The organism is Weissella paramesenteroides ATCC 33313, from assembly GCF_000160575.1.
In the GTDB taxonomy this organism is placed as follows: domain Bacteria; phylum Bacillota; class Bacilli; order Lactobacillales; family Lactobacillaceae; genus Weissella; species Weissella paramesenteroides.
Window position 1 is genome coordinate 74,816 of the sequence record NZ_GG697130.1, and the last position, 24,711, is coordinate 99,526.

General features: G+C 35.9%; 38 protein-coding genes, 2 tRNA genes and 1 pseudogene. 10 read left to right on the forward strand and 31 right to left on the reverse strand.

Annotation, left to right across the window (positions count from 1 at the left end; translation table 11 throughout):
- Positions 1-158: 158 nt before the first annotated feature.
- Positions 159-242: transfer RNA gene (locus HMPREF0877_RS10130), tRNA-Ser, on the reverse strand.
- Between the two features lie 84 nt (positions 243-326).
- Positions 327-788, reverse strand: a complete 462-nt coding sequence (locus HMPREF0877_RS09855; protein WP_002828451.1) for a DUF722 domain-containing protein — start codon at positions 786-788, stop codon at positions 327-329.
- A gap of 183 nt (positions 789-971) precedes the next feature.
- On the opposite strand from HMPREF0877_RS09855, the gene HMPREF0877_RS06260 reads away from it, so the two are divergent.
- Positions 972-2,630, forward strand: coding sequence for a glycosyltransferase family protein (locus tag HMPREF0877_RS06260; RefSeq protein ID WP_002828452.1), 1,659 nt, complete (start codon positions 972-974; stop codon positions 2,628-2,630).
- 159 nt (positions 2,631-2,789) lie between these two features.
- On the opposite strand, the gene HMPREF0877_RS06265 is transcribed toward HMPREF0877_RS06260, so the two are convergent.
- From HMPREF0877_RS06265 to HMPREF0877_RS06335, 15 genes and pseudogenes are all read right to left on the reverse strand, one after another.
- On the reverse strand, positions 2,790-3,245 hold the full coding sequence (locus tag HMPREF0877_RS06265) for a GAF domain-containing protein (protein ID WP_040760818.1): 456 nt from the start codon (positions 3,243-3,245) through the stop codon (positions 2,790-2,792).
- Between the two features lie 67 nt (positions 3,246-3,312).
- Positions 3,313-4,008, reverse strand: coding sequence for a nicotinamide riboside transporter PnuC (gene pnuC / locus HMPREF0877_RS06270; RefSeq protein ID WP_002828454.1), 696 nt, complete (start codon positions 4,006-4,008; stop codon positions 3,313-3,315).
- Between the two features lie 124 nt (positions 4,009-4,132).
- Positions 4,133-4,318: a hypothetical protein gene (locus HMPREF0877_RS06275; protein ID WP_002828455.1), complete on the reverse strand. Its 186-nt coding sequence runs from the start codon at positions 4,316-4,318 to the stop codon at positions 4,133-4,135.
- Positions 4,318-4,944 carry a hypothetical protein gene (locus HMPREF0877_RS06280; RefSeq protein ID WP_002828456.1) on the reverse strand — a complete coding sequence of 209 codons (627 nt, stop codon included), beginning with the start codon at positions 4,942-4,944 and terminating at the stop codon, positions 4,318-4,320. Before HMPREF0877_RS06280 ends, HMPREF0877_RS06275 begins: the two co-directional genes overlap by 1 nt.
- Positions 4,944-5,189: a hypothetical protein gene (locus HMPREF0877_RS06285; protein WP_002828457.1), complete on the reverse strand. Its 246-nt coding sequence runs from the start codon at positions 5,187-5,189 to the stop codon at positions 4,944-4,946. The genes HMPREF0877_RS06280 and HMPREF0877_RS06285 overlap by 1 nt, the downstream gene beginning before the upstream one ends.
- 37 nt (positions 5,190-5,226) lie before the next feature.
- Entirely contained in the window at positions 5,227-5,664 is a 438-nt protein-coding gene (locus HMPREF0877_RS06290) for a hypothetical protein (RefSeq protein ID WP_002828458.1), read from the reverse strand.
- On the reverse strand, positions 5,664-6,188 hold the full coding sequence (locus tag HMPREF0877_RS06295; RefSeq protein ID WP_167528796.1) for a DnaD domain protein: 525 nt from the start codon (positions 6,186-6,188) through the stop codon (positions 5,664-5,666). Before HMPREF0877_RS06295 ends, HMPREF0877_RS06290 begins: the two co-directional genes overlap by 1 nt.
- 101 nt (positions 6,189-6,289) lie before the next feature.
- Positions 6,290-6,703 (reverse strand): annotated as a pseudogene (locus HMPREF0877_RS06300) (conserved phage C-terminal domain-containing protein); the annotation flags it as partial.
- Positions 6,704-6,711: 8 nt separating this feature from the next.
- Positions 6,712-7,266, reverse strand: coding sequence for a single-stranded DNA-binding protein (gene ssb, locus HMPREF0877_RS06305; RefSeq protein ID WP_002828461.1), 555 nt, complete (start codon positions 7,264-7,266; stop codon positions 6,712-6,714).
- Positions 7,229-7,939, reverse strand: coding sequence for a putative HNHc nuclease (locus tag HMPREF0877_RS06310; RefSeq protein ID WP_002828462.1), 711 nt, complete (start codon positions 7,937-7,939; stop codon positions 7,229-7,231). The genes ssb and HMPREF0877_RS06310 overlap by 38 nt, the downstream gene beginning before the upstream one ends.
- Entirely contained in the window at positions 7,939-8,580 is a 642-nt protein-coding gene (locus HMPREF0877_RS06315; protein WP_002828463.1) for an ERF family protein, read from the reverse strand. Before HMPREF0877_RS06315 ends, HMPREF0877_RS06310 begins: the two co-directional genes overlap by 1 nt.
- On the reverse strand, positions 8,577-8,765 hold the full coding sequence (locus HMPREF0877_RS06320) for a hypothetical protein (protein WP_002828464.1): 189 nt from the start codon (positions 8,763-8,765) through the stop codon (positions 8,577-8,579). The genes HMPREF0877_RS06315 and HMPREF0877_RS06320 overlap by 4 nt, the downstream gene beginning before the upstream one ends.
- A 65-nt stretch (positions 8,766-8,830) precedes the next feature.
- The gene (locus HMPREF0877_RS06325; RefSeq protein ID WP_002828465.1) at positions 8,831-9,037 is read right to left on the reverse strand and encodes a helix-turn-helix domain-containing protein; all 207 of its coding nucleotides are present in this window, start codon (positions 9,035-9,037) and stop codon (positions 8,831-8,833) included.
- 3 nt (positions 9,038-9,040) lie between these two features.
- The gene (locus HMPREF0877_RS06330) at positions 9,041-9,400 is read right to left on the reverse strand and encodes a hypothetical protein (protein ID WP_040760822.1); all 360 of its coding nucleotides are present in this window, start codon (positions 9,398-9,400) and stop codon (positions 9,041-9,043) included.
- 23 nt (positions 9,401-9,423) lie between these two features.
- A complete protein-coding gene (locus tag HMPREF0877_RS06335; protein ID WP_002828467.1) occupies positions 9,424-9,630 on the reverse strand; it encodes a helix-turn-helix domain-containing protein in 207 nt (68 codons plus the stop codon).
- A gap of 121 nt (positions 9,631-9,751) precedes the next feature.
- On the opposite strand from HMPREF0877_RS06335, the gene HMPREF0877_RS09995 reads away from it, so the two are divergent.
- Positions 9,752-9,916, forward strand: coding sequence for a YjzC family protein (locus tag HMPREF0877_RS09995; RefSeq protein ID WP_002828469.1), 165 nt, complete (start codon positions 9,752-9,754; stop codon positions 9,914-9,916).
- 187 nt (positions 9,917-10,103) lie between these two features.
- Here the strand turns inward: HMPREF0877_RS09995 and HMPREF0877_RS06340 are convergent, their stop codons facing one another.
- Positions 10,104-10,325 (reverse strand): hypothetical protein, encoded by a 222-nt coding sequence (locus tag HMPREF0877_RS06340; protein WP_002828470.1) that lies wholly within the window; start codon positions 10,323-10,325, stop codon positions 10,104-10,106.
- A 1-nt stretch (position 10,326) separates the two neighbouring features.
- Positions 10,327-10,521: a hypothetical protein gene (locus tag HMPREF0877_RS06345; protein ID WP_002828472.1), complete on the reverse strand. Its 195-nt coding sequence runs from the start codon at positions 10,519-10,521 to the stop codon at positions 10,327-10,329.
- Positions 10,522-10,638: 117 nt separating this feature from the next.
- Here HMPREF0877_RS06345 and HMPREF0877_RS06350 point away from each other — a divergent pair, with 117 nt between their 5' ends.
- A complete protein-coding gene (locus HMPREF0877_RS06350) occupies positions 10,639-10,851 on the forward strand; it encodes a hypothetical protein (protein WP_002828473.1) in 213 nt (70 codons plus the stop codon).
- A gap of 405 nt (positions 10,852-11,256) precedes the next feature.
- Positions 11,257-11,499 carry a hypothetical protein gene (locus HMPREF0877_RS06360; protein WP_040760830.1) on the forward strand — a complete coding sequence of 81 codons (243 nt, stop codon included), beginning with the start codon at positions 11,257-11,259 and terminating at the stop codon, positions 11,497-11,499.
- A gap of 37 nt (positions 11,500-11,536) precedes the next feature.
- On the opposite strand, the gene HMPREF0877_RS06365 is transcribed toward HMPREF0877_RS06360, so the two are convergent.
- Entirely contained in the window at positions 11,537-12,274 is a 738-nt protein-coding gene (locus tag HMPREF0877_RS06365; RefSeq protein ID WP_002828476.1) for a Rha family transcriptional regulator, read from the reverse strand.
- Between the two features lie 18 nt (positions 12,275-12,292).
- Complete coding sequence (locus HMPREF0877_RS06370) at positions 12,293-12,520, reverse strand: helix-turn-helix domain-containing protein (protein WP_040760834.1); 228 nt, start codon at positions 12,518-12,520, stop codon at positions 12,293-12,295.
- A 264-nt stretch (positions 12,521-12,784) separates the two neighbouring features.
- Here HMPREF0877_RS06370 and HMPREF0877_RS06375 point away from each other — a divergent pair, with 264 nt between their 5' ends.
- The 3 genes from HMPREF0877_RS06375 (at position 12,785) to HMPREF0877_RS06385 (ending at position 14,313) form a co-directional block, all read left to right on the forward strand.
- The gene (locus tag HMPREF0877_RS06375) at positions 12,785-13,141 is read left to right on the forward strand and encodes a helix-turn-helix domain-containing protein (RefSeq protein WP_002828478.1); all 357 of its coding nucleotides are present in this window, start codon (positions 12,785-12,787) and stop codon (positions 13,139-13,141) included.
- Between the two features lie 70 nt (positions 13,142-13,211).
- A complete protein-coding gene (locus tag HMPREF0877_RS06380) occupies positions 13,212-13,697 on the forward strand; it encodes a DUF4231 domain-containing protein (RefSeq protein WP_002828479.1) in 486 nt (161 codons plus the stop codon).
- 1 nt (position 13,698) lies between these two features.
- On the forward strand, positions 13,699-14,313 hold the full coding sequence (locus HMPREF0877_RS06385) for a TIR domain-containing protein (RefSeq protein ID WP_040760837.1): 615 nt from the start codon (positions 13,699-13,701) through the stop codon (positions 14,311-14,313).
- 11 nt (positions 14,314-14,324) lie between these two features.
- Here HMPREF0877_RS06385 and HMPREF0877_RS06390 read toward each other — a convergent pair whose 3' ends face one another.
- Positions 14,325-14,525 carry a hypothetical protein gene (locus HMPREF0877_RS06390; RefSeq protein WP_040760907.1) on the reverse strand — a complete coding sequence of 67 codons (201 nt, stop codon included), beginning with the start codon at positions 14,523-14,525 and terminating at the stop codon, positions 14,325-14,327.
- Positions 14,526-14,783: 258 nt separating this feature from the next.
- Between HMPREF0877_RS06390 and HMPREF0877_RS06395 the strand changes: the two genes are divergently transcribed.
- On the forward strand, positions 14,784-15,860 hold the full coding sequence (locus HMPREF0877_RS06395) for a site-specific integrase (protein ID WP_002828483.1): 1,077 nt from the start codon (positions 14,784-14,786) through the stop codon (positions 15,858-15,860).
- A gap of 152 nt (positions 15,861-16,012) precedes the next feature.
- Here the strand turns inward: HMPREF0877_RS06395 and HMPREF0877_RS06400 are convergent.
- The 5 genes from HMPREF0877_RS06400 to HMPREF0877_RS06420 all read right to left on the reverse strand — a co-directional run bounded on the left by HMPREF0877_RS06400 (position 16,013) and on the right by HMPREF0877_RS06420 (position 18,517).
- A tRNA-Leu gene (locus tag HMPREF0877_RS06400) sits at positions 16,013-16,096 on the reverse strand.
- Positions 16,097-16,154: 58 nt separating this feature from the next.
- Positions 16,155-16,661 (reverse strand): antibiotic biosynthesis monooxygenase family protein, encoded by a 507-nt coding sequence (locus HMPREF0877_RS06405; RefSeq protein ID WP_002828484.1) that lies wholly within the window; start codon positions 16,659-16,661, stop codon positions 16,155-16,157.
- Between the two features lie 93 nt (positions 16,662-16,754).
- Positions 16,755-17,483: a CPBP family intramembrane glutamic endopeptidase gene (locus tag HMPREF0877_RS06410; protein ID WP_002828485.1), complete on the reverse strand. Its 729-nt coding sequence runs from the start codon at positions 17,481-17,483 to the stop codon at positions 16,755-16,757.
- Positions 17,470-17,676, reverse strand: a complete 207-nt coding sequence (locus HMPREF0877_RS06415) for a hypothetical protein (RefSeq protein WP_040760843.1) — start codon at positions 17,674-17,676, stop codon at positions 17,470-17,472. Before HMPREF0877_RS06415 ends, HMPREF0877_RS06410 begins: the two co-directional genes overlap by 14 nt.
- A gap of 4 nt (positions 17,677-17,680) precedes the next feature.
- Complete coding sequence (locus HMPREF0877_RS06420) at positions 17,681-18,517, reverse strand: Cof-type HAD-IIB family hydrolase (RefSeq protein WP_002828487.1); 837 nt, start codon at positions 18,515-18,517, stop codon at positions 17,681-17,683.
- 179 nt (positions 18,518-18,696) lie between these two features.
- On the opposite strand from HMPREF0877_RS06420, the gene mscL reads away from it, so the two are divergent.
- Both mscL and HMPREF0877_RS06430 read left to right on the forward strand, forming a co-directional pair.
- Positions 18,697-19,089 (forward strand): large conductance mechanosensitive channel protein MscL, encoded by a 393-nt coding sequence (gene mscL / locus HMPREF0877_RS06425; RefSeq protein WP_002828488.1) that lies wholly within the window; start codon positions 18,697-18,699, stop codon positions 19,087-19,089.
- Positions 19,090-19,279: 190 nt separating this feature from the next.
- Positions 19,280-19,918, forward strand: coding sequence for a deoxynucleoside kinase (locus tag HMPREF0877_RS06430; protein ID WP_002828489.1), 639 nt, complete (start codon positions 19,280-19,282; stop codon positions 19,916-19,918).
- Positions 19,919-19,990: 72 nt separating this feature from the next.
- On the opposite strand, the gene HMPREF0877_RS06435 is transcribed toward HMPREF0877_RS06430, so the two are convergent.
- The 4 genes from HMPREF0877_RS06435 to HMPREF0877_RS06450 form a co-directional block, all read right to left on the reverse strand.
- A complete protein-coding gene (locus HMPREF0877_RS06435; RefSeq protein ID WP_002828490.1) occupies positions 19,991-21,415 on the reverse strand; it encodes a C40 family peptidase in 1,425 nt (474 codons plus the stop codon).
- Between the two features lie 354 nt (positions 21,416-21,769).
- Complete coding sequence (gene glpK / locus HMPREF0877_RS06440; protein WP_002828491.1) at positions 21,770-23,275, reverse strand: glycerol kinase GlpK; 1,506 nt, start codon at positions 23,273-23,275, stop codon at positions 21,770-21,772.
- Positions 23,276-23,387: 112 nt separating this feature from the next.
- A complete protein-coding gene (locus tag HMPREF0877_RS06445) occupies positions 23,388-23,573 on the reverse strand; it encodes a 2-hydroxymuconate tautomerase (protein WP_002828492.1) in 186 nt (61 codons plus the stop codon).
- 24 nt (positions 23,574-23,597) lie between these two features.
- Positions 23,598-24,557, reverse strand: coding sequence for a YitT family protein (locus tag HMPREF0877_RS06450; protein ID WP_002828493.1), 960 nt, complete (start codon positions 24,555-24,557; stop codon positions 23,598-23,600).
- Between the last annotated feature and the right edge of the window lie 154 nt (positions 24,558-24,711).

Below are 24,711 nucleotides of genomic sequence, written 5' to 3' on the forward strand. Positions count from 1 at the left end.
TAATACCTCCAATAGAAAATATGATTTACTATGAATAAAATATAATTCATAAGGTCATCTTAACATAATAAAAAATATGTATCTACTTAAGGATACTCAAGTATCTCTCAAAATAAAATGGTTGCTTGTCAATTTCTAGCAATTAACACTTGAGATCACAGAATTGACAGGGTTCGAACCTGCAACTGTTTTACCAGCAACGATTTAGCAAACCGTCTGCTAACCAACTTCGCTTCAATTCTATCAACGTGGAACAGGAGAGCAACCACAAAATCAAGAAATAAGGGAAATCATACAACTATTTTTCATCTGTTCCACAATACATATTATGCGCCTTTTTCAGCCACTTTTTTGTCAATAACGTGACCTAAAAATGACATGGGTTTTAAGGTACTTAACAAGTGACCTAAAATACCGTCCTTAAAGTCATCACGCCATCTAATAACCGTCCTAATTTCAACATGTTCAGCAAGCGCAATATCAATCCAACTTTCATGCATGCCATATCTAGCCTTAAGTACCCTTTGCTGGTAATCAACTGCTGTCGGATAAAATACATCAATGATATTCTTCTGCAGTATCCAGTTTTGCAGTTGCTCATCCTGCTGCTCTTTAATCATGCGCAACTCAATCGGATTATTGTAGTCGTTTTGTTTGCGCCCACCACCGATATTTTCATCAGGCGTACGATTAACGTTGTATTGTATTTCCATCTTGCGCGATTTGATATTTGCCTCTAATCGCCCTGTAAAATAATCGCTTAACACTTTATCCAACACATCCGCCATGGCGCACCTCTCTTATGTTTTACTATTCCATAATTATAACATATAACTTTTGTATTCTTAAATGGAATGTTTTCTAATGATTTTAACTAATTTTATAGTTTACATACCCTATATATATGTGTAGCATTAAAACGTCTATCAAGATATTTGATATGATTTAAGAATAATTGGAGGTCATACAAGGTGGATTTCTATAGGTTTTTGAAAAACAAAATAAATTATATTGATGTTATATTAGTTTTTGGCTTAGCTATTATTTCGACAATCATTCCATTTTTAAGCCATTTCTATAACATTTCTCCAGATGGTATTTATCATCTTGCTCGATTTCAATCTATCGCAGATTCATTAAAAAACAATGAATTACCTAATACTCTTAATTTTAAATATATCTCACAAAATTCAGCTGCCGGTGTCGCTATTAATTCATTATATCCGTGGTTAACGGGATTAATATTCATAATTCCTAATTTATTTTTTCAAAATCCTATGTGGGGATTAGCAGCTGGTTTTTTAATATTAAATATAATTACAATATTAACTATAAAATCACTTATTAGTTATGTTTCATCAAACAGATTATTCATATATACCGGAATAATAATTTATCAATTTAACAACTACCACTTTATAGATATGTATTCCCGATCTGCAATTGGTGAAGCAATAGCGTATGCTTTTTTGCCTTTGGTAGTACTAGGATTATTACAAGTAAATGATTATAGAAAAAGTGGTTTTTTAACTCTTGGATTAAGCATGGGGCTATTGATTAATACTCATATAATTTCTTTTATATTTGGTATTATCATGATTTTATTTAATATATCGTATAGATGTGTAACAAAAAAAATTAAACTACATGACCTAATCGAAATATGTAAAGCAGGTATCGTTGGACTACTAATTGGCTTGTATTCAATATATAATCTACTTTCTATTTACTTATCAAATAAAATTGTTGAACCATTTAAAGCAATAAAAATGGTTGATATGAACACCATGTTAACAACATTACTTAACAATGATATTAAATCTGAGAATTCAATAGGCTGGAATCTAGGTTTGCCAGTAACAATTTTACTAATTTTCTTGCTAATTATTGCATATAAAAACAATAATAATTCAGATTGGAAAAAATGGATTATTGGTGCCGGTGTTAGTTATCTATTAATATTCAATTGGTGGCCTATACAGAAACTGGTAAACACACCATTAGGTATTATTCAATTCTATGGTAGGTTTCTTGTGGTGATTAGCCTATTAATCAGTGTTGGGTATGTTTTATTTTTAAATCACAGTCAAATAAATAGAAAAAAATTAATTTTACTGAATATAATCATTATGGTATTTTCCTTATCTGCTGTTTATCAAAATCACTATGATTATTGGACTTATCGCAGATCATTAACCTCAAGCAATTACTATTCAACTTTAGAAAATGGATATACTTTTAACGATTATTTACCAACCACAAAATCTAAAAAGAATATCAGTGTATTAAAAACGAATATCACATCACCCAGACGAAAAGTACAAACCAATGACAGTATCACATTTAAATTTGATATAAATAAAAAACAAATAATCTCATTACCGGTAGTTATGTATGTGGGGAAAAAATATGATGTATGGGTAAATAATCATAAATCACAGAGCTTATCCTCAAGTTTGCTTAAAGTAAAGGCAAAAAAAGGCAGTAACATCGTAAAAGTAGTGTCTGTTGAAAATAATAATAAATTATTGTTATTCCTTTCAATTATCAGTTTTATCGCATGTAGTATGTATCTAGCATTTGTAAATCATCAAATATCTTTCAATGATAAAATAAAAACATCTAAATAATTCGAATCAAATCCCAAAAGTTTGCAAAATTAAAAACTTTTGGGATTTTACTACGCCTTCAAAAATCAGATATCTTGCAAAATAAAAGTCGCTACATTTCTGCAACGACTAATCATTTTAATATTTACTTTTAAACTAATGGTATCAAAACCAGAGTCGTTAGACGTGTTCTGATAATACTACAGCTAATTCTTCAATTTCTTCTTGTTCAACACTGCTAAAACGATCTAATGACGGTGAATCAATATCAATAACACCATAAATTTCGTCATTTTTAAAAAGGGGAACTACTAACTCTGACTTGCTATTTGCATCACACGCAATATGACCAGCGAACTCATGAACATCCGGAACAATGATACTTGTTTTTTTCTCAAAAGCTGTTCCTACTACTCCTGATCCTGGTTTAATATGCATGCATGCAACATTACCTTGAAATGGTCCTAAATCTAACTCGTTAGTTTCAGAATTATAGATATAAAATCCTGCCCAATTAACATTTTCATAACTTTGAAAAATCAAGGCAGATGCATTGGCAAGGTTGGTAACGACATTATTTTCTTCTTCTAGAAGTGACTCTAGTTGCTTGGCTACTAAACTTTTAACATTAATCATAAAAATCCTCTTTCTCATTTATACGAAAATTCTAACATACATTGATAATTTGCATATCAACTATTCATCACTTATTGCCTCGCCAAATACTCCAAAAACGTCCGTATACAGCCGTTGCTAGGTAGAAACTCATAGTTAGTAGCATAGGCAAAGAACTTGCTGAATAGCCTGCAAATAGTGCTGACACCCATAAGGCAATATTGACAAAGTCAGACAATAACCAAAGCGTGTAACTATCCCCGTATCCTTTGAAAACATACAAACTAGCAGTTGCTCCAATAATCAACACAATACTGTCCCATAGTGGATTGCTGTCTCCTAGCGCTGTATATGCCATCATCATGGGATACCAAGCGATTAAGATAAAGCCTAATGTCAATATCCAACCTGTCTTGCTTAAGAACTTCACACCGTTCTCAATCTTATGTCCCCATGTTTTCCAAGTGAATATAAGTGGCAAATCAATTAATGCAATAAATACCAACTGATCTAGCACACTAGCATAATGTCCTGCCGTCCAATTGATATAGATGAATCCAATTGCACTGATTAGTCCTAGCAGTCCATTAATTGGCTTACCAATCATCATGTAAACTGTACATGCTGAACCTACCAGTGTTGCGACCAGTGTAATTGTTGATAGTCCTGTAATAGGTGCCGATAGATAGAACGCCAACTGTACTCCAATGATGAATGCCAGCATGATTCCACCAGCTGTATTAATACTTCTTAACTCTTTCCCTAACCACTTTAAATAACTCATTGATCCATCCTCTTTTTCAATTAATTTAACTATAACTAATTTTTAAACCGCACCTACCACAATACCTTAATTGTTACTAATTTTTCAAGAAATATTTTTAAGAGTTACTAAGCTTTATCCACCATTAGCCTTCCTCCTGACCGTTTGCAGCTAAATCAAACGCTACTGGTACAAATCCGTAATTATCGCCATAAATTATCGTACGTTTGTCTAACAAATTTGTTGCTTCTTCAGCTGTCATGTGTACATCTTGATGAATTGAATGTAACTGACCATGTTCCACGAAAGCTGCACTATAAAATCTAATCATTAGTCCACCTCTGCTTGAACCACTTCCTGATGAGCATTAGCCCAACTCTCAGCTTCTTCACGGGTATCAAAATAGGTAGCCCAATTATAGTCAAATTCTACAGATGCATTAGTTAATTCAGATGAACTAATAACCAATCGAACATAGGAATGCCTGTTATTATTGCCTATCTCTTTACTTCGCACAACCCACTTCTTAGGTTTCTCAACTTCGAATACATCTTCGCCGTTTACCCAACGAAGGATTGCGATTAGGCGGTTATTGTTTTCCTCATCTGGCACTTCATCATCTCCCCACCACATAGATACAGTTTCTGGTAGGTTTTTGAGGTTGACCCAACCGACTAAAGGCTTATATTCGTAATCATTTGAATCTAAAGTATCTTTCCACTCCTTTAACTCATTCATAAACTCCTGTGACACCACATATTTCTCGCTCATCTGCTCTTCCTTTCGTACGTCATATACGATTTCTTCATCTTTCTCCACCTCTACATATTCTTTTTTTGAATATTTTTCAAGTTGTTTTACTGGTATCCTTAAGAATTCCTTCTCATTAAACAACACATATCCTTTTCCAACGATAAAAGATACATTATCTGGTAAATCAACTACATATTTAGTCATTAGTAGCCCCTCTTGTTTTTAATTTCATTCAATGCTGCAACGATATCTTCTTTTTTTGAAGTGGTATTTATACATGGTTCATCGATAAAAATATTTTGTTCTCCAATCCATTTGATTGGATGTAGATCGTATGTGTTTGTTGGTCGGTAGTAAGTAACCAATGCACCATATCCATTTCCAAAACGATACTTTTTCTGTTCCAATTGTTCAGGTACTAAATATTTATCAAATTCTTTCATTTTCATACGGGCTCACAGTCTTTCCACCCTCGGCTGTTTGTTGTTAGTTCTCCCAATTTATTTCGACTCGGGGGTTATCTTTATCAATGCCTCTAAAATCGTCATACGTCGCCACCACGAAGTTTAAATTGTCGTTTGGCATAAATACCTGTCCACGAACTGAACTTGCCTGAAAGGCGTCAAAAATAAACTTATGCGTAAACGTCCAGTTGTCTAAATCCGTGCGTCTGTCTGGCAAGTACCAGTCAAACTTAAATTTAGTCTTTGCTCCAATCGGAGCTAGTCCATCGACCATTGCTTGGTCAACTAGTGGCATGATTTTCGCTTGAATTTGATGCTTGCGCTTGTTGGCAATCATTCGCCCAGCACGCATACCATGGATCATGATCCAATTGTTTAATGTCATTTTGACTAACCGCATCTTGCCTTGCTTTTTCATTGGCAAAATAAATGCAGTTAGTGGAATCACTATCTCTGTCATTAAAACCTCTTTAATACCTGATTGCCATTGGCTGTCAATCCTGTTTTGGGTTTACTATCCAATCGCTCTGCACGAGTTTTTCTTAAATTAATCAATATGTCATGAGTCCCTTTCGCCATATCTTCAGCGTTTTTGTACCCTAAACTTATTGCTAATTGTTCATTTTGCTGTAAAACTTCATCGCTTTTAGGTTGTAATATTTTGCTTTCCTGTTTCAATGGACGGCCATAATAACTTTTAGGTTGTGTCTGTTGGGATTCTTGTTCATACTTACCTATTGCTTCAACAGTTGTTAAACCCAATTGAATCCATTGATTAGCAATATTACTAACTGCCCATTGCGTTTTAGCTCCGTTCATCGCTGCTTTACGAATGGCTAAAATAAATATGCCGTTAGCTTCTTTTTCATCGTCCGCATTATGTGCTAATTGATTATAAATATCTTGAATGTCGTTATACGTAAAGCCATTAATTTTAATGCCCGCTTTTTGCCATTCCGTCATAATTTGTTTCTGATTAATCATTTTATTCACCATTTTTGCTTGCTTGAGTGGTTAAAATTGGTTCTCCACTGAGATGATAGCGGATGCAAGCAAGCAAGCGCCCTTACCTAACTTAACTCTTACCTATCCTTACCTAACCTAACCTGGGTCTCCCTTTGGTCAACCATTGGTAAACCATCAATTATTGGTCCGTTAATTTGATATTTGCCAGTCTCATCAAGTCCAAGTTGTTCACGTTCGTTTTTATATATTGTTTCGGCATATCTATCTTTTCTAATGTAATTATGGATACGCCAATCACGAACAACGACAATCCCTGATTTTTCAAAAGGGATAATTAACTGTTTGGCAATTAACAACTTTTCATCATCGTTAGAAGCCCCAACCATGCGCTTAATTGTGTTGATATTTCCAATAAACCCATCATCATCTGCATGCATATTCAAGTGAAAATACAACGCTTGCGCTGATAATGGCATATCCAAAAATATATCTGTATCAGTTACTTTCTTACTAAACATTCTGCGTTGTGCCATACTGCCTCCTAGAATGGTAATTGATCTTCAAAATTCTGATCGTTACCATACATTTGACCAGGGGTAAATCCAGTCTGTTGTTGTCTTGGTTGTGACTGATTTTGTGGCTTGTTTTGGTAATTGCTTTGGTTACCTTGATTGAAGTTATTACCCTGATTAAAATTACCTTGTGGTGCCTGTTGCTGATTGAAGTTATTTTGTTGTGGTTGACTAGCCCCGCCTTGCTTACGTTGATCAGTCACTTCCTTGCTTTCTAATAGCGAGAAATTATTAACGACAACTTCGGTAACGAATACTTTTTGCCCTTGCTGGTTATCATAGCTACGTGTTTGTAGTCGTCCCTCAATACCAACCAACGAACCCTTAGCCGTCATATTTGCCATGTTTTCAGCGCTCTTACGCCAAATAACAAAATTAATAAAGTCGCTACCTCGTTCTCCATTAGCGTCAGTATATGAGCGTTCAACTGCCACTGTTGCACTAGCTACGGCTGTACCTGACGTGGTATATTTCAACTCCATATCTTTAGTTAGTCTGCCAGTTACTACGACGTTGTTTATCATCGATTTCCTCCATTCGTTTGTAGGTCATTATGCCTAGCTGATTTAATGTTTGTGGATCTAATAAAATCCCCTTAACGTGATACTTCTCTTTGAATGTTGGCCAACCTAGTTTGTGGGCCTCTTGATGATGTTCACGACATAAAGCAATGAGATGCTTTTGCCGATGGTCAACTAAATTACGGTCATTACCCATGCCAACTGTGTCGAGATGATGAACATCAGCGTGCTTGCCACAAATAACACATGACCGATATTTCAACGATTGATACATATACATATCCAAATCATCTTGATAAGTAAGTCCGCTATGTGACATTGGTATGTGGTTTCTTATCGCATAATCAAGTAAGAATGTGATAAATTCCCTTGCAGTTGTCATCTCAGCATTAGCAAAACTGAAATATGGTGTCCCAGTTTCAGCGGTGAAATAGTATTTCAACCATTCCTTACACTCTTCTGGTACATACCCTGACCACCTAGCAATTTCACCAATAATCGCATAAGCCTTTTTGCGTTGAACATTGCTCAAATGTCGTTCATCTTGTACATTAACCACAACCTGTGGTTGGTCTTCGGTAGTAAACAGGGACAAGCTTGCCAGCTCTTCACGGCTTTCAAGCGTGACCGCTATTTGATTACCTTTAATCGCTGTAATTCGTCCCCAAAGTTCCATTACTTAATACCTGCGTCATTGATTGCGAATATTGCGGCACCAGCTAATACAGAAGCCTGTGCTGCTGTTAATTTATCCAAATCAGAATTATTATTATGTTTTTCTGTCATATTTGATGTGGCAAAAATTTGTGGTAATTTTTCCTTTGGTACTTCTTTCAATTTTTCCTTAAGCTTGGCAATAATTGCCTTGCGCATATTTTCTTGATTAATTTGTTCCTGCTTCAAAGCTGTGATTGCCTGTCCGTCGTCATCATCATCAGCCACTACTCCGAATGCGGCTGACAAGCTTCCACGTTTAGCATAAGTCAGGTTTGCTAGCGTTTGTGCTGGCGTAGATCCTTGCTCATACGTAACACCATCAATATGGAGCGTTTCTCCTGATGAGTGAATAATATTTGTAATAACCTGATGTGTAATTTTCCCATTTGCTGTTAACTCAGTACTAGTCGACTGATTATAGGTAAGTGGCACCTCCGCAGCTTTAATCGCTGACCTTACTGCACGGTCAATGTCATCAAGCCCTGCGTATGGTCCAAAGTGACCTTGCTTTGTTTTAGCGGGTTGAACTAAGCTCAACTGCATTTTTACTAAATCTTCATTTAATTCTGGTGTTGGTTGCCATTCTATTGATTTGTTCATTGTCGTTCCTCCGTATCAACTCGAATGCTGTTATCTTTGATGTAGCGTTCAAATTCCTCAGGTTTCAAATACCGTCCTGATTCAATTTCTCTCACATCAAGTTCGCCTAACTCGATCTCTTCGCCGTATATGGTGTATCCCCAGGGCAATTCGTCTTCTGGTGGGTCTATTAAATCATTTGGCATGTTGTACTCCTTGTGTTAAATTAGAAGGGTAATAGCAATTACATTTTGTTTACCCGAACACCTAGTCACTCCACATGATTAGGTGTTTTTTCGTGTCCGATTAAGTAATCAACTGATACATCAAAGTAATCAGCTAATTTAATTAACATATCTATACGTGGTTCACGTTCGCCACGTTCATATCCAGCGTATGTAGAACCGGGTATGTTCAGTTCTTTAGCTGCTTCTTGTTGTTGCATTCCCTTACCTTTGCGCAATTCTTTTAATCTCATTTCTCACACCCCCTGTTCTGCTCTCCACTTGTATTCGTACATCAATCCCTTGAGCGTAAGTGGTGAAACACCTGTTTTTTCAGATACTTTTTTATACAACTCTTTGAGTTCGTTACCTCGTGCATCGGGTTGCTTATCACGATATGACTTAAAAATTTTGTAATTAGCTTCCCACTTTTGATGTATTTTTTTATCGTTCCTGCGTGATTTTGCTATGGCATTTTCTTTTTTCCAGCTTAATGTAACGTATCCATTTTTAAGTTGTGATTCATTACCGACTGGTAGCTTCACTAAATCTTTTGATTTTGAAAAACCATGATGTAAGTTGCCTACACCTGTTGATCCGATGTCATAATCTGCCATGTTGTTTCCTTTCTGTTGACCGCCTACTTCCAATCAATCTTTTTCAGTTCGTTTAAATCTAATTCAAGCGCATCAAATATCTTTATTGTGTTTCTTAAAGTCAACACTTTTCGCACACCATTTTTAATGGAATATAACGTATTGAGAGGTACGCCAGATATTTTAGATAGTCTGTAATAAGATAAATTCAACTCTTTCACCCTATCATCAATAATTTTTGCTAATTTCATATAACGCTCCGTTGTCTTATATATCGTATTCGGTTATAATTAGTTTGAAGTTGTAATCGCTTTCTTTTTTGTCAATTCAAGTGATTACAATCTTCAAAATTTTAAAAAGGCGGTATAATATATGCCAAAACCAATTAAACCTGGAACTGATAACCAACGACCAGGTCATTATGTTGAAGTTGGCCCTAGAGGCGGCGAAGTCAGTGGTGGTCATGATGCTAACATAGACCGTGGCGATCGTTTGCCACCTACTAGTAAACCTGGAAATGGTTGGCGACGCGAATAGTCTTTAAACACACTTTCATTTTTTGGAGGTGTGTTTTCCTATTTATCTACGCGTTTACCATTTTTATATTCCTTTTTGCTGAATATATATGACCGGCCCCAAAAATTAATTTGTAGCCAACTGGTGTAGTATTCGTTATCTTTGTTATCTGTATATTTAGTCATGTAATGATGCATTTTATATCTCCTTAAATTTTCTTTACTTTAATACCATCAGCTTTTGCCTTACCATCAACTAGGCAAATAATTAGCCAGCAGATGATGCGCAAAATGCCTTGTAAAATATCGAGTAGTTGCGATCTGTGCGTATAAATCAAATAGATCACGCACATTACACCAATCGTTGGCAAAATCGCTGCTAATGTTGCCATGCCTAGTAACTGAATGAACATTGCTATTTCTGCTAACATGTTATCCTCCCCATTCCTTTAATCGTTTTAAGCTATACCTGTTAGGCATTCGTTCAATATTCATTGCTGTAAATTCTTTGTCGTATCGAACTTTTTCATCGAAATAACTACGTGATACTGACAACAAACCAGCTGCTTCATCTGCTGTGACAAGTATCTTGTCTTTGATTTCAAATTTTGGAACTGGCTTTGCCATGGTTTGTCTCCTTTCTTTATTGCTATGTTATCTGGCATATTTTGCCTACTTTCGTTATTTTGTTATACTGTTCATAACAACATTAATGTTTTGTTATCTTGAAAGGAGCAATTATTTATGGGAATCACACCAAACAAGGAATTAGAGCTTCATGATCTTCGCCACCAATTAGATACAGCACTGCGCAATACTGTTAAACATGTAGGTGGTCAAGCCAGCATTCGACTAGCTGACTATCCATCTTTAACTGCTAATGAAATAGTTTCTGAAGTTAAAAATAGTGGTCATACTGTTCAAAATATTGACAACACCTATTTAACTTTTAATTAATCCTCTATCGAAAAGTAACTTCTAGGGAGTTTATTTTTTCGATAGTCTCACTAACCTGTTCGCACTGCTTTGCTAGTATTTCGGACAGGTTTTTTTAGTCCATCTAAACCAGATGCCGACAATTGAATTGGTTGGATAAAACCAAACTGTATTATCAGACTCTTTAGCTGACTCACGTTTAGTTATATAACTTTGCCGAGTGAATCCCTTGCCGGATTCCTTGGCTTTTTTTACTGCTACATGTAGATACATAACATTTGCTCCTTTCTGTTTATTTATTATCAAGTTGTTATATATTTTTCAGTTAAATAACTTATCATTATCTTTTTGAATGTTAGCTCTTTATAATGTACTTATATAATTTGTATTCGTACCTTTCTAAAGTTGATTAAGAAGGAGAAAATTATGAAAGACCATAACTTAAGATTGACCTCTGATGATGGAATTTTAACTAAGAAGGGGTGTGAAATTTCATCTGGATTTTGGAAAATTAGAGAAACAACCAGTAAGGGTGCAATTATAATTTTTGAAATATTTCCTAATGGAAAAAGTACTATTAAATCAAATTTTAAAATCGCATATTTTGAAGACACATTCGAGATAATTTATGATGCACCAAATGCTGAATTTATTGATGAAGCTTTCTAATATTTTGTAAAAATACATTCTGTTAAGCTTTTCTATCTCATACAAACTCCGACACCTCCAATTCAGTTTGTAAGTTCAAATCACGTACTTGTAATGCTAGGTTAGTTGGTAATTGCCACGCCTTGATGTAACTCATACCTTCATCAAATTTTGATAATGGCAATGCATCATAACGTGGTACTTCGAAGTAATCTTTAAAGTCGCCACCGATTTGTCGGAACGTCTTGCCACTAAGATGTTGATAAGCATTTGACTCAAAGCCACCTAGCAAGGTAACGACATGTCGCTTACGTGCTTGCTCTAATGACTTAGCTTGTGATGCAGGTAACCCGAAACGGTCTTTCAATTCATCGACTGTGGTTTCTACTTCATCAATGCGCCTATTTGTTTCCTTATTAACGTTTTGGATAACTTGAACCATTTCTGCGTTATTCTCTGGCAAACGTAATGCTGATTGATTTTTGAGTGTTTGTTCCATTTCGTTGAATGCTTGAATGTAACGAAGTTTGAATTCAGTTGCCTTTTGTCCTGTATATCCCATTACTAACAATGTGAAACCGTCTTTATCCATTTGATACATTTGGTATTCACGGCCTCTGTCGCTTAAATATGTTGTTTCTTTAAACATATTTTTCACGGCCGAATTTTCGGCCATGAGATTTTTGATTGTTTCAAGGACATGCTTATGTTTCTTTTCGAATGAGTTTGCTACTTGTAATGATGTTGTAGTTGCTACCCCGTTTTGAGGCTCAACTAATTGTTCTGTTTGGGTCATGTTTATATCTCCTTATGTTTATGCCAACCAGTTATCACCGTGGTAACCAGTGTATTGAAATAATGTTCGTAACTTTTCTTTAGCTGACTTGCTATCCTCACGCCCGTTAAGAAGTCGTGATACATATTGCTCTGACGTACCAATAACATCTGCAAGTTCTTTTCGTGAGATTTCGTTCTCATCTAAATGAATTTGAAAGTCACCATATGCTCGTTTCAAAGTTCGCCGTGCTTCTTTAACACTCATGTGCATTTCCTCCTTTTTATAAAGTTAATATCAAGTTATCTTGACTTTAATTATCCATACGGATACAATAAAGGCATAGAAAAATAAGCATTGTAAAAAACCTATATATCAGCATTAGCTCGTCCAAAAGCATTTGATATTTAAGTTCTTTTTGCTTGCTACTTAACTCGATGAATTAACTATAATCCAATTGGATACTTTTGTAAACACCTAATTATCCATTTAGATATTTTTATTTCATCATATTATGGAGAAACCCTTGATATGAATACATTTGAACGTATAAAAGAAATTTCAAAAGAACGTGGATTGAATTTAAAAAAGACAGCTATTGAAGCTGGATTGTCTGAAAATGCAATTTATAAGTGGAAAACACAAACACCCCAGTCTAATGCTTTGCAAGCCGTTGCTGACGTCCTAGGCGTATCAGTCGACTACCTATTAGGTAACACAGACGATATGCACGCTAATAAAAAAGCTGACCCTTCTACCCCTGAACTTATTGCTGCTCACTGGGGCATTGATTTAAGTGAACTAACAGATGAGGAAAAAGGGTTCGTCATGGGTCGTGCACAAGACTACGTTAAGGGTCTTGTTGACGCTATTGAAGGTAGAAAATAAAAAAGCCACCCGTTGAGGTGGCATACATACGTGCAGAAAGGAATCACGTTAAAAGCTTTGGGAGTAGTAGATGGTTAATTCTGAAAATAAGAAGTCCTTTAAGTCCTATGAGTCACTAGACATTGATAAGTATCTTCATCTTCGGTTAGCTGATCAGATAGACTGGTACGATAACAAATCATCAATAATGAAAAATCATTACCTTTTTTGGAAGTCAACCACTTTCACCTCGGGAGCTTTCGTCCCTTTTATGGTTGCGATGGGCATAAATAAATGGGTCACTGGTTTATTGGGTGTCATTGTTGTAATTTCAGAAAGTGTTCTTTCAGTATTTAAGTACCACGATCTTTGGATTGAATACCGAAAGAATACAGAGATGCTTCAAAAAGAATTGGTGATGTTTCAAACGAGGACCGGTGTTTATCGGGATTCTGAGTTTCCGTTTGCCGATTTAGTGGAACGATCGGAAACCCTGATTTCAAACGAAAATATCAATTGGGCTAATCTAACAAAAAATGATAAAGCTCCAACTGAAGGAAATAAGAAAGAAGATTAATATGGCCCACAAAGTTTTTATTTCATATAAAACTGAAGATACTGAATATAAAGAGTTCATTCAAAATAACCTGGATGTTGATATGATTGATAATTCTTTAAACAATGCGATTCCTTCAGAAGATGAAACCTATATAATGCGTTATATTCGTAAACATCATCTTTCAAAGTCCACGGTTACTCTTACGCTAATTGGAAATAAAAGTGCAGAGTCGTTACATCCATGGCTTGAATATCAAGGTTATATCAAGCGTGAAATGCAAGCTTCATTGTACAACGGTGATGGCAATTCAAAAAATGGAATTTTAGCCGTAATTTTACCAAGCATGTACGATTCCGTTTATCCATACCCAAAAACCACTACGAGTGATTATGACGGATCTACTGTTAATATTACAGTGATTAATGACAATACTGTAATCAAAGAAATCAGTGTAAATTATTACCTAGATTCTCCATTGCATGATAAAAATCGTGACTATTGGACTGCCGATGAACGATACGTGATTGCTGTTAAATGGGACAACTTTATTTTGGACCCTAATAAGTATATTGATATGGCATACGACAAACGATCGGCAGCAATTTCTAAGTACACAAAGGTATATCCAAAATAAAAAGACGCGTGTTATGCGTCTTTTTCCAAAATTTTGTATGTCTTATCAAAGATGTCTGGCTTTACCGGGTACTGTTCACCATCTACGCCAGTAACGATCCAATCGCCTGGATCTGCTTTCATAGTTCCTTCTAAGGTTTTGATATACATCGTTTTATCTGTCTTGTATGCTTTAACACGTACTTGTTTTTTTTCTACGATAAATTTTTCCATTGTGTTTTCCTTTTCCATCACCATACTGAATTGTTTTCTTTATTTTGAACCCAAAAACTACGCCCGTCAATTAAGAAAGACCGACATACTAATCAAAAAGCACGCACACCCCTATCGCCAAACAGTAGTGTACGTGCATTCCCATATTAACAAAGCGAAGTTTCCTGCGCTTTTATTTAACGTATCTAGTATAACACGACCTAGGTATGTCGATAAACTATCTATATTTTTTACATGAAAGGTTAGGTTTAAGCTAATATGGCAAGTATCTATAAACGTGGCAAAAGTTACACCGCCAGCGTTTCTGTTAAAGATGGACCAAAGTACCGTAAGAAATCTAAATCTGGTTTCAGAACTAAATCTGCTGCAAAAGCATGGGCAGTTGAAATGGAAAATTACAAAGCTAAGGGTTTTGTTTCTTTCGATGAAAGTCAACCGTTGTCAGAATATTTTCATGACTGGTACACCACCTATAAACTAGATATGTCTCGTGCCACACAGATGTGGTATCACACAACTGAATTGTATATCGAAGAACATATGCAAAACGTTACGCTTGGTTCACTAAACCGCCCTACTTTTCAGCGATTTTTGAATACACTAGCTAAAAAATATTCAGATGAGACTGTTAATAAAGTACGTAATATCATGCACCAAGCTATTAAATCAGCCATATATGACGACATCATCTTTAAGGATCCGATTGATGGTATCTATGCCAAAGGTAAGCAAGGTAAATCTAGCGACCTTAAATATCTTGAAGAACCACAGATGAAGGCATTAGTTGATTATATTCAATCTATCGATTTAAATGTTAGAACTGATTCAGATATGATGATACTACTTGCCTTGAATACCGGTGTCCGATATGAAGAAGCTGCAGCCTTAACTTGGCAAGATATGAATCAAGGTGTTATTTCCATTAACAAAGCCTGGGAACAAGTTGAGCGTGCTATAAAAGAACCAAAGACTAAGTCATCAGTTAGAAAAATTTCGGTGCCTGCAACATTGATTGAACAATTTCATGCATGGAAACGTCCAGAGAAAGCCACAGACTTCGTTTTTGGCATGCCGAGACCAATTACAAGTGCAGCAGTTAATAAGCGCTTAAAAGTCGATTTACAAGCGATTAAATCACCTAAGATAATCACTTTTCACGGACTGCGCCACACACATGCAAGTTGGTTATTATCTCACGGTGTGGATATTCAATATGTATCTGCCAGATTGGGACACAAATCAGTTGGTATGACCTTACGGGTTTACACTCACATGCTGGATAATTTGAAGCGAGAAGAAGATGAAAAGTCAGTTAATCTGTTGGAAAACTTGTAGCAAATTTGTAGCAAATTGTAGCAAAAATGGTGGTAAATCATGGTATCTCATGGTAAAAGTAGATTATTTTTAAACACAAAGAAACCCTGTCATATCAACGGTTTAAGCCGATATAACAGGGTTCTGAACGGGTTATTGAATTTTGACCTGAGTGCCGTCGACAGGAATCGAACCTGCACGGGATAAATCCCACACCGACCTGAACGGTGCGCGTCTGCCAGTTCCGCCACGACGGCATACCCATTACATAACACTGATAACTATATCAGAAATTGATGTAATTGGGTAGTTATTTTATAGACTTTGCTTTGCTAAAGCTGTAAAACTAAGTTGCTTTCTGTGCAAATTATATTGGCTGTGCTCATAGCGACGTAATGGAAAATTCGTCGACGACTGCCAGTCAGTCCAATTCTTTTTTAGTCGCCATGTAGATAAGATGACTAATTCGTGTGAATTTGTTGTACTTTGTAAAATATAAGAACTAATAAAGCCAGGCGCTTCAGTATCTATACTTGTTGACTTATATCGGCGAATAAAATTATCACGTTCCAAATCATTTAGCGTGATAAAGGTAAAACTCATCCAACCTCTTAACTCATCAGTATCCCCGTGACTTGAAATAATTTCATAACTTACTGGTACCGTAAATACAGAATTTTTATCCGTTGTTTTCTCTAGTAACTCATACTTTTCCGGATCAGACTCATCATTCATCAATAGTAATTCTCGTTCTAGATTTTTATTTCGAACCTCTTGTAAAACTGTTCTAGATCCAAATGTTACATGTAAATACTCAGTCATAATATTTTCCCCCGTTCACATTATACGTCACGGTATCTTTACGTCTATCATAATCTAAATTCATTAAAAAACATAGTGAAAAGAATTACAATGCTATGATCCAAATGCCATGCCAATCAAACTAAGCGCTGCGATACTGTTATTCAACATATGTGTTGCCATCGCATATTGAATTTGCTTTGTTTTTTTATAAACAATTGCTAAAACAATTCCCATTAATGAATATTGGATAAAGGCAAAAATTTGAAAATCTTGAAAGACATGAAAATAACCAAACAAAACGCCAGAAATAATCACATTTAACCACCACGGTCCTTCTTTAAAGAAATAATTTAAAATAATTCCTCGAAAAATTAATTCTTCAACCAATGGGGCAACAAAAACTGCCAAAACAACAACAAAAATCAGTGCGGCACCACCTTTTCGAGCCATTTCTTCTAAAGCAACTTGATTACTAGCTGTAATCTGTTGATGAGAAAAAATAAGCTGCAAGGCAACTGTTAAAATGCCAGCTCCAATAATCATAACGTAGCCATATCCGACCCAAACTAATTTATCACCTCGAAATGGATGTAAAGCTGTTTTAGGCGATTTTCGCTTTACTGCATAGCCTAATATCCAGACAGTCAATGCGGTTAAAATAGCAGCAACAAGTAACATTATTGTAATGCCAATTGGATTATTTTTATCGACATGTAACCATTTTACAATGCCATACTTACTGTACGTGCTCCCAAGTTGGATTGCAAAATCCAAAATAATCCCCACAGTGACCCAAATGACACCCGATATCAATGTTCCAATTTGATCAGTCTTCTTCATGCTCATCCTCCTGCTTTTTTGGTTGCAGCGCTAATGATAAGAATGTCATCAAAACAGTGAATAGAACAAACAATACAAATAAAGAAACCCCGATAACCCAGGTTGGCCAATTTGCTATTTTGGCAAACCAAATAAAACCAACAAATATGGTAACGACAATAAAACTTGCACCAATTTGAATTGCAAAACGCATACTATCATTCACCTGCCAATACAAACTGATCCAATATTTCTGCAATAGCCCCTTCATTATTAGTGCGTTGTGTAACAAAATCCGCTGCTGATTTAACAGCTGGAATACCATTAGCCACACTAACCCCTAGACCTACTGCAGTAATCATCTTTAGGTCATTATTATTGTCACCAGCAGCAATTATCTCAGTTGACTTGATGCCTAACTTTTCTCCTAGTAGCAATGAGGCGGTTCCTTTATCTACACCCTTTAAATTGAATTCAACATAACGGCCAGACGAATAGGTTGCTTCAACACTTTCAATACCTACTGCAGTAATAACTGCATCATGAATTTGTTTTTGAATATCAGAATCTTCATTTTCAAAAATCACTTTCATAATAGGTTGTTCACGATTTAAAAATGATAAATCATCATGCGCGATTTCTTCATATTCTACACCTCGTGTTGCCATATAACGTTTATCTGTCTCATTAATATCGTAAATAAATAATTTATCCACTGTGTAAATATGAACATCAACCTGATTACTAAGATAGCCCGCCGCAAATATCTTTTTGGCCAATGTTATTGGCATGTCCTGGGTCGCCATAATTTGATTATCTTTATTTTCAACGATTGCCGCACCGTTATACGAAATAACATATTGATCTTCTTTATCAAATAGGTCTAACTCTTTTAACATATTTTGTACTGATTTAAATGATCGTCCAGTATTAGGAACAAATTTAAATCCTTTTGCAACTGCACTTTTGATTGCACGTACATTTTCTTTATGAATCGTACCATCATCGTTTAGAAATGTTTCATCTAAGTCTGACACTAACATCTTATAACTCATTAGTTACTCCCTCTACGTCATTTATTTTCTTTATTCTACCAGAAAAAATTAATTTGCCCGTAATTATGTTTAATATATCAAAGAATAGTTTAAAATTTTTTAGCATATTTTACTTATATTTTGACTTAAATAAATCACTATGTCATATTTATTACTAGGTTAATAAAAGGAGACATCTTATGCGTAATTTTATAAATGAATTCAAAGACTTCATCATGCGTGGAAACGTTATGGATCTGGCAGTCGCTTTCATTATGGGGGCAGCTTTCCAAACAGTTGTTAAGTCAGTGGTTGATGACTTAATCATGCCTTTAATTGGAATTATTACAGGTTCAATTTCATTTTCAAGTATTGTTTGGCATGTGGGTTCAGCTGATATTAAAGTTGGATCATTCATCGGTACCTTAATAACATTCTTGTTGACAAGTTTTGCTGTATTCTTAATTCTGAAAGCAATTCGCAAGGCACAATCGATGACCAAGAAGCAAGCCGAAGAAGAAGAAATTGCACCTGAAACAGAGTTAGTCGTTCTTCAAGAAATTCGTGATGCATTGGCAGCAAAGAAAGATTAATTTTTATTTTAAAATTAGAACGTCCCTATATATCGGCATTTGTCTGTATAAGGACGTTCTTTTTAATTTGTCAAGATATTGAATTTATTTATTATATTGGCTAATATAGTTATCAGCTGATAAGCTCACTCATGTACTTTATAAGATGAGTATTTAGAGAAAATATAATCCTGAAGGAAGAAGGACTACCATGGTGATTATCACAGCTGGTATGATTGGTGTTGGGAAAACCACACTTACTGATTTGATTGCAAAACATCTTAAAACACAAGCCTTTTTTGAGCCTGTAGGTGAGAATCCTGTGTTACCTCTTTATTATGCAGATCCAAAACAATATGGATTTTTATTGCAAATTTATTTTTTGAACAAGCGCTTCGCAATGATCAAAAAGGCTTTGTCAGATGACAATAATGTCTTAGATCGTTCTATCTACGAAGATGCTTTATTTACCCAAGAAAACCATCGTGAAGGTAATATTTCAGATGCTGAATTAAATGTTTACATGACACTGCTCAAAAACATGATGGATGAGATTCAAACGATGAAAAAAGGACGTCCTGACTTAATGGTATTTGCGGATGCTGACTTTGATACCATCCTTTATCGTATTAAAAAGCGTGGTCGTGACTATGAGCAATTTGAAGATAATGCTGATTTACGACAATACTACTTCAAGATGTGGTCAGCATATCAAAAATGGTATGCAGATTATGATGCTTCACCAAAGATGAAAATTGATTTGCAAAAATATGATCTTGAAAATAAAGACAGTCAAAAGATTGTTTTACAACAAATTGATGACCGCCTAAAGGAATTAGAAAACATTTAATTTTTTACAGAAAAAGGATCTCAGAAATTTCTGAGGTCCTTTTTCTCAATTTTAAGTATAAATTTATCAATCTTAGTGAAAATTGTAAGTTCCAATAAAGTCAGGTAGAACATCTGTATCTGCTAAATTAGCAACTTGTACCTGTTGTCCTGGTTCAGAAGCAATCACATATTGTCCATTACCAATATAAATCGCAACTTGCCAGGTTGCCCCATGACCACCCCAGAATAATAAATCACCAGGTTGGGCCTTGACCAAAATATCTGAATTGTTTTGTACATCTTGCGTCGCAACATAAGCTTCTTCAGCAACTGTATACGCGGGTATTGAAATACCAGCAGCTCGGTATGCTTTAGCTACTAATCCAGAACAATCCAGTCCAGCAGATGTCTTACCACCCCAAACATACGGAATATTTTGTGAAGCATATGTTAATGCTGCAGAAACAATATCATTTCTTTGTGTTTGCGTTAATGTACTACTATCGGTAGTTTGGGTACTCAAAGCCTGTGTATTTGATGACGTAGAATTGTTGGCATCCTGAGATTCATTAGTTTGCTTAGCAGGTAATGCATCAAGAACAACATCACCATTAGTAAGTACATGCAATCCATTAGTTGTGTTTGTATCGTTACTTTGTTCGTTTGGTGTTGACTCACTTTCAAGTGATTGTACGTCCACATCCATGTTTGAATTAAATGTTGCTGGTGCTGTATCAACTGTAAAATCACTCACAGATTGTTGCACAGGCTCAGCATATGTGGACTGTGTACCATCATCAGTTGAAGCGGCCGCATAAGTTGTTGTATCAGATGTCGTATCAGATTGTGCCGCATAAGTCGCTGCTTCAGAAGTATCATTTACTCCAGAAACTGGTATATTAAGTGATTGCCCGATTTGTAACATATTGGTATCAGCACCTGGATTAGCAGCCTGCAAATCGGCAATAGAAATACCATTAGCTGCAGCTACTTGTCCTAATGTATCGCCATCTTGAATCGTATAAATACTGTTTGCTTCAGACTGTGTGCTATCGCTATTTGCCTCAGAAACCACTGCATCTTCAGCTGGTGTCGTCGAAACTTCAGTTTCCGTTGTATCTGTTGATGAATCATCATAATATGCTGTTGTTTCGTCTTCTTGATCAGAGGTAATTAAAGCATCTGTCATTGCTTCAGATGCAACATAATCAATATTGTTTGTTGTTTTGTTATCAGCGTGTTTTGACGCACCTTTAAAAGTCACTATCGCTGGATTTTTTGTTCCTTTTTCACGAAGAACATCTGACTTTGTTGTAATTTGACCATGACTTTGCCCAGTTGCCACTTCTTGAATAAAATTTGTCACATTTTTAAATTGGGAAACATGTTCCGAATCAGGGGACAAGTTGACAGCGCCCCTGACCGCAGCTTGTACAACTGGTACTTGTGTGGTTGCCACAACACCTAGCGCACCAACAATTCCAGTTGCAATCACCTTCGTTGAAACCTCTACCATAGGCACAACTCCTCTCAAATTCTAATTGTTAAAGCCAAATTTAAATACACAGACACCAGCATATATTTAAACTTCATTTAACATTTATATCATACCTTAATTTTCCTTAAATTTTTAGGGGAACGTATGTTCTTTTTTATAAGTGCCCATAAAAAAGAACATAGCACCTAAGACATAACTAATTAGTTACAGACTAAAAAGCCATCAATCCACCTAACAATTAGTGGATTGATGACCTTCTTAAACGTATTTCAAAGAGACTTAAGTTGTGCCAAAAATAGCGCATATCATGTTACACACCCACCAAAACAACTTTTGTCTCGCTCTCAGTCTCTTTAACCTAAATTAATACTACTAATTCGTTGGAAAAAGCCGTGTTGCTTGAACCGCACGTTGCCACCCCTTATATGCAAGTTGGACTTGCTCTTGCCGTTCTGTTATGGGTTCTTTTAATTCCAAATGGTTAGTCTTTGGCAAGCTAGTCATATCTTCCCAAAATCCTACACCTAAACCTGCTAGATAGGCTGCACCTAAAGCAGTTGTTTCTAGTTGCTTAGGTCGTTTGACCACCGTGTTGATCAGATCTGCCTGGAACTGATGTAAATAATCATTTGCTGCAGCACCACCGTCAATCACTAAGTTAGTTACGGCAATATTCGTATCATCTTGCATGGCATCTAAGACATCACGCGTTTGATAGGCAATTGATTCCAGAGTTGCTCGTACAAGGTCTTCTTTCGTCGTTGCACGCGTCAAACCAAACATAGCACCTCTGGCATTTTGATCCCAGTATGGTGCCCCTAAACCTGTAAAAGCAGGTACTAAATAAATTGGATCAATATGTTGTTCACGAGCAATTTCAGCTAATTCTGAGGTTTCTTTTGCATTTTTAATCAGTTGCAATCCATCTCGTAACCATTGAATTGCTGCTCCAGCAATAAACACAGAACCTTCAAGGGCATAGGTCACTTGGCCATCAATACTGTAGGCAATTGTTGACAACAACCCATTCGTTGAAGTTGCAATGTCTTGCCCTGTATTCATGACAATAAACGATCCTGTACCATATGTATTCTTAACGTCACCCTGATTAAACGCTTGATGGCCAATTAGCGCTGCCTGTTGATCTCCTGCAATTCCCGCAATCGGAACTTGAATACCAAAGAAAGCATACTCAGCTGTATAACCAAATATTCCCGAAGAATCCCGAACTTCAGGTAACATTGTATCCGGAATACGGAATTTTTCAAGTAGCTCTTTATCCCACTCTTTTGAATGAATATTAAACAACATCGTTCGCGATGCATTTGAATAATCGGTTGCATGAACTTGACCATTGGTTAATTTATATAATAGCCAACTATCTATTGTACCAAATAATAAATCGCCTTTTTCAGCACGTTCACGCGCACCAGGGACATTATCTAACAACCACATAATCTTTGTTGCCGAAAAATACGCATCGACCCACAAACCGGTTTTTTGATAAATATAGTCTGTCAATCCTTCAGACTTTAATCTTTCAGCAATTTGAACACTTTGCTTTGATTGCCAAACAACCGCTGGTGCAATTGGCTCACCTGTCAATCGATCCCAAATAACTGTCGTTTCTCGCTGATTCGTTAGTCCAATTCCTGCTATTTTATAAGGTGGTATATTGGCCTTGATAACAACCTCTGCCATTACTTGGCGCGCATCTTCCCAGATACCATTTGCATCATGCTCTACCCAACCTGGATTTTTAAAAATCTGAGGTAATTCTTTTTGCGCCGTGGCAACTACTTGCCCATCTTTATCAAACAACATTGCTCGGGTACTAGTTGTACCTTGATCGAGCGCCAGTATATATTGCTCAGCCATCTATCTCCATAGCTCCTACTCGTATTTTTTCAATAACCAATCAATGGTTATGCCCCTCACAACAAAAAAAAAGATGAAACACATGACATGCTCCACCCTCCATTGTACGAAATTATTTCTCAGAACGCAAAACGCCACCGTCCATAAAGCGATTAGGTTGCATTTCATTTACAACCACTTTAACATTTTCACGTGGAACCCCAATGTGCTTTTCAATAGCGGTGGTGACATCAGTCATCATTGCTTTTAACTGTTCATCACTACGTCCTGCAACCAAATCAATATGAACTAATGGCATTATATATGTTCCTCATTAACTTTCTTATTTGTCTAGGTTAATTTTATCAGCTTCCTCACCGATATTCAACGCATCTGTAATTTGGGCCTTAGCAACTGTTCGTTCACGTCTAATTTGGGATTGTAGATCTTCGTTCCAAAAATTATTAGACACTTCAACCGTGCTGACAATGTTAATAAAGGCATTAACATCCACAGATTTAACCAAATTTTGCATTTCTGTTAACTCGTAACGAGATAATACCATCATTAATGTTGTATTAGGTTCTTGGGTATAGGCACCACGTGAGGGCATAACTGTAATCCCACGAATCAAGGCCTCTTGTAACGCTTTAATAACTTCATCGGGATGACTCGTAACAATAAATGCTGTTAACTTTTGATGACGTGTATGAATAGCATCAACAGAAACAGATGTGGCATAGATACCAATAATTGTATACATCGCGTTTTGCCACCCAATAAATGCACCAGCAACAACAACAATAAAACCATTGATAAACATATTAATTGATCCAATTGATTTTCCTGTCGTCTTTTGGACAATCATAGCAACAATGTCCATTCCACCTGTCGAAAAGCCCATCTTAAAGGTTAAGCCAATTGAAACACCTAATAATAAACCACCAAACAAACCAGCCAATATGGGTTCTTGGGTTACAAGGGAAGTCTTTGGCAATACAATTTGCATAAACGAAGCAGTAAAGTTATTCAAAAAAGATAAAATTGTAAACTCTCGTCCGGCATATATCCAACCTGCAATAGCTAATGGAATATTTGTTGCCATAATAATTGCACCAACTTCAATATGTATACCAAATACTGAATCAAAAAATAAACTTATTAGTTGAGCCACACCATTGAATCCACCTGAAAAGATGTTGTTGGGGATGAAAAAACTATTCATTGAGATGGCCACTAAAACGGCTGCTAAAATAAATACAATCGCCTTCATACCATACTCTCGTACACGTGCCGTTATCACAACAACTGCCTCCTATCTTAAACCAAAATCATTTTTCTATTATCACACAAAAATAGGTATTATTCCATATAGAACAGTGATTTATCGCGTTTTTTTCAACTATACAAATTAACAGTTTGTAGGTAAAGACGACATAAGTTCTCGTCAATAAAGA